Source organism: Pedobacter sp. ASV28, from assembly GCF_016428855.1.
GTDB lineage: Bacteria > Bacteroidota > Bacteroidia > Sphingobacteriales > Sphingobacteriaceae > Pedobacter.
Map to the genome: position 1 here is coordinate 1 of NZ_JAELTN010000118.1, position 4,321 is coordinate 4,321.

Here is a 4,321-nt window from a genome sequence, read left to right on the forward strand (position 1 = left end):
CTGCGGTAAGTCCGAAAGTAACCATGATGATATGGAACAGAAAGCCGAAAATTACCCCCGTTAGTGAAATTATTCCAGCTTTTTTCCCTTGAGTAATAGAACGGGAAATTAGGTAGATCATGTTTGGTCCTGGGCTGATTACAAGTACTAATGCGGCCAAGGCGAAAATTAACATGTTATACAATGGGATCATGTTTTTTAACTTAATGAATGTATATTATCAAATTACTTTAATCACCTTATGGGCCAGGTAAAAAATATGGAGATGAAGAATTGCCCATTAATTATTCGTCTACCCTTTTGCCCTTCATGGCCTGACCTACAGCCATATCCATTAATCTTTCCGCAAAAGGACGCGTAAATTCATTCAGTTCATCTGCTTTTTTCAGTATGGTATCTTTCTCACCTTTTGCAAGTGCGGTCTTCAGGGCTTCGATGTGTTGTATTGTTGAGCTTATTTCTTCAGTAGTAAGAATATTATTGTTCTTCTTTATAAAGCGTTCCGCAGTGTATACCAATTGCTCGCCCTCGCTTCTGGCTTCTATCAACATGCGTTGTTCTACATCACTTTGGGCATGGGTAATGCTATCGATGAGCATTTTTTCTACAGTTTCATCGCTCAGGCCATAGCTAGGTTTAACTTCTATTTCCTGTTTAACACCGGATCGAAGTTCTATAGCCTGTACGGTAAGGATACCATCGGCATTTAGTAAAAAGTTGATGTCCACCTTGGGTAGGCCAGCAGGCATAGCAGGAATACCTTTAAGATCAAATTCGGCCAGTTTTCTGTTTTCTTTGACCAGGTCGCGTTCACCTTGGTAAACAGAGATTTTCATGTTTACCTGCCCATCAATAGAAGTAGTGTATTGGCGACCTGCCTTTGTTGGTACTTTACTGTTTCGAGCTATGATCACATCCATTAGTCCGCCCATGGTCTCTATACCCAAGGATAAGGGGGTAACATCCAACAGTAAAATATCAGAGCGATTGCCGGCCAAAATATCGGCCTGTATGGCAGCACCCAAGGCCACTACTTCATCGGGGTTGATATTGTCGTGGGCCTGTTTGTTGAAAAAATTACTTACAGCTTGCTTTACGTAAGGTGTACGGGTCGAACCACCCACTAGAACCACTTCGTCAATATCAGCTATGGTTAAACCCGCATCGTTAAGCGCCTGCTGACAAGAATTAATGGTTTCCTGTACTTTCCCTGCAATTAAACTTTCAAAGGTCTGTTTATCTAGGGTGCACCATATATCACCTAATTTTTCATTGTATAGGTTTTGCGTAGTCAGTGCTTTTTTTGCGGCTTCGGCCTGTAAACGTAGCGTTTGGGTAAGTTTGTTGTCTTGAACAAGTGCTTTAGGATCAAGTTGATTTTTCTCTATCCAATAATTAAAGATTGCCCGGTCAAAATCATCACCGCCCAAAAAGGTATTTCCATTGGTGCTGAGCACTTCGAATATGCCATTTTGTATTTGGAGGATAGATACATCAAAGGTACCGCCACCCAGATCATAAACCGCAATGGTTTTTTGTTGGGTCGGATCGAGGCCAAGTCCATAGGCCAAGCTTGCGGCCGTAGGTTCGTTTACAATTCGTAACACATCCAAGCCCGCCAGTTTGCCCGCGTCGCGGGTGGCCTGTCGTTGGCTATCGTTAAAATAGGCTGGAACGGTAATTACAGCCCTGTTTACGGGTGTTTTTAGCGCATGCTCCGCTCTAGCTTTGAGTTCTTTTAGTATTTCTGCAGAAAGTTCAATAGGGGTATAGAATTTATCACCTGCTTTGATCTTTACCAAAGCATCACTATCATCATCAATAATCTTATAGCTGAAAATATCGCTGTGCGCAGCAACATCCTTATACGAACGGCCCAATAACCTTTTTACCGAAAAGATGGTATTGGTCGGATCGGTAGTGAGATAGGCTTTTGCTTCATTGCCCACCTCGGCATCGCCCTGTTCATTGAAATGCACTACTGAAGGAACCAAAACGCCTTTGCCGGTGTCATTGATCACCTGCGGATTTTTATCGGGATTGATAAAGGCCACTAAGCTATTGGTGGTGCCCAGGTCTATACCTACTATGATTTCTTCTTGTTGCAGTGAACCTGTAGCTAAGTTGATGGATATTTTTGCCATAGGGACAAAGTTACACACTTTGAGGTTTAAAATTGTTGGAATGTTGTAAAGTTGAAGGTCGAATGTCTGAAGGCCGAAGTTGCGTGTTGAAAGAGATTGGTTATAAGATGGTAAAGTTGGAATGTATGAACGTTGTAAAAGTATTGCAACAAAGCCCCTTCAAACCTCGTGTTTGAAGGGGTTAGGGTGAAAAATAGTGTTAAAAACAGTTTAAATTTCAATGAGAGAAAAAACTTAATTATAGTTAATAACTATATGTCTATACATTGCTTCGTCGTCCCTCTCCGTTAAATCGGAATAAACCTTCGCAAAGACGAAAATAGGAATGTCTTCCGATAGCTATCGCATGCGAGGAACGAAGCAGTCCCTGCCGATACTGTTAAATCTTTTTTCCGTTTTTAGCAGTTTCTTATTTTTTTAAGATGGTAAAAGTCTTGTCCTGAAAACCCTTTAATCTGATGAAGAACATGGATGAAGGATATTCACTTAGATCGAAATCTGTTAAGGTGTCATTCTTTAAAAGAATCTTATTTCTCAATATCTTGCCATTAAGATCTATTAATTGGGCCAATTGGTATATCCCAGCCATAAAACTTACAGAGATGCTCTTTGCTGTTGGATTAGGATATGCTGTTGCTGATACACTTTCAAATACAAGGTGTTTTATGCCCAGGTTGTAAATTTTACCATGAACATCTATGTGTTGCAGAAGAAAATAGTTGTTGCCATTAGCTGGCTTTTGGTCTATATAAGTGTAAGTGTTCAATGTATTTGGTAATATGGTGGTAAGTACCTCAAAATTTTTCCCATTTGTTGAACGGGAAATCACAAATTTTGCATTATCTGCATCAAAATTTGTGGTAAAACTTAACCTTACCGTTTTCATTTCCTTTACCGCATTGAAACTAATTAGCTCAATTGGTAAAACGGTGTTGGTTTCAAAGGCGCCAATATCTATAGCACTTCCTTGAAATCTGTCGTTGCCATTAAGATCTTTACTGCCAATGTCTAATAGGGTAGCAGAAGGGTCGCCCGCATCAATGGCAGGGCTATGGGTAGTTAAGGTAAAGTCATCAGATGCAACATTGGTGAATAATGGATCGCTGTTAATGTTGTTTGTTCCAGCATGGCCACCTGCTACGATAGAATAGTTAACATCAGTACTGGCAGCATTGTCATTTTGAATTTGAGCATCGCCACCCCATAAAATACAATTGGTAAACTTGGGTTTAGCATTTGTACCATCGTTATAGATTTTTGCTCCCAAAGTGGTGCTGTAAAATGTACAATTGTAAAACAAGGGATTGGCTGAATTGGCGGGGCCACCATCATAATTTTGGATTTCGGAACCATAGTTGCCAACATTACTTACAAAGAGGGTATTGTAAATTTTGGGCGATGAGGATCGGTAATTATAAATGGCACCGCCAGACTGGCTTTCGTTGTTCTTAAAGATACTGTTGGCGATGGTAGGGGATGAACTTAAGTTGCTGATCGCCCCGCCATGGGTGCTGGCGATATTGCGGATAAAAGAGCAATTGCTAATTATAGGACTGGATGCGTATAGTATGATACCTCCCCCGTCTTCTCTCGGAATGGAAAAACTATTTACCGTTAGTCCACCAGAGCCAACAGCAAAGCCATAACTTACCGTAAAGCCATCTAACAATGCTGTTTGATCATTGCTTACAGACATCAGCACATGATAGTTATCTGTGCTATTTGGGGCATTGTTACCATTAATGTCGCCACTTAGCAGGGTAACATTTTGTTTCGGATTTCTATCGGCGAATATTGGTGTTCCGGTAGCTGCGAAACCACCGTATATTTTTACATTATTTACTAAAAGGAAAGAATTGTCCCTACCTAAATTAGTGCCAAAATTGTTATCTGCTGGACTGTATTTCGGTTTATAGGTACCAGCGGCTACCCAGATTTCTTTGATGTTCGCATTGTTTTTTGCCGCAAGAAGCACATCGGCAAGTTCGCCCACCGCATTTGCCCAGCTATTGCCATTCTTTAATCCATTACCGCCGCTTCTAACAAAAACTATTTGCATTGCAGAAGGAACAATATTGGGAATGATATTTCCTATTTGATATTCGTAAGCTCCCAGATCCACGGTATTGTTCCTAATTCTGGTATTTCCAACAATATCAAAATCATTGTCTACTGGA

3 protein-coding genes are annotated in these 4,321 nt (G+C 40.6%); all 3 read right to left on the reverse strand.

Annotated features, from left to right (window positions below; translation table 11 throughout):
- The coding region (locus JHD79_RS22330) for a LysE family transporter (protein ID WP_199121575.1) at nt 1-193 on the reverse strand (193 nt) is incomplete at its 3' end.
- A gap of 91 nt (nt 194-284) precedes the next feature.
- Nucleotides 285-2,144, reverse strand: coding sequence for a Fe-S protein assembly chaperone HscA (hscA, locus tag JHD79_RS22335; protein ID WP_199121576.1), 1,860 nt, complete (start codon nt 2,142-2,144; stop codon nt 285-287).
- A 409-nt stretch (nt 2,145-2,553) separates the two neighbouring features.
- On the reverse strand, nt 2,554-4,321 hold a 1,768-nt coding region (locus JHD79_RS22340), incomplete at its 5' end, for a T9SS type A sorting domain-containing protein (protein ID WP_233164843.1).

Bases quoted from the DNA above. Each gene is read 5' to 3' on its own strand.
- hscA (WP_199121576.1), bottom strand. From the start codon at position 2,144: ATGGCAAAAATATCCATCAACTTAGCTACAGGTTCACTGCAACAAGAA.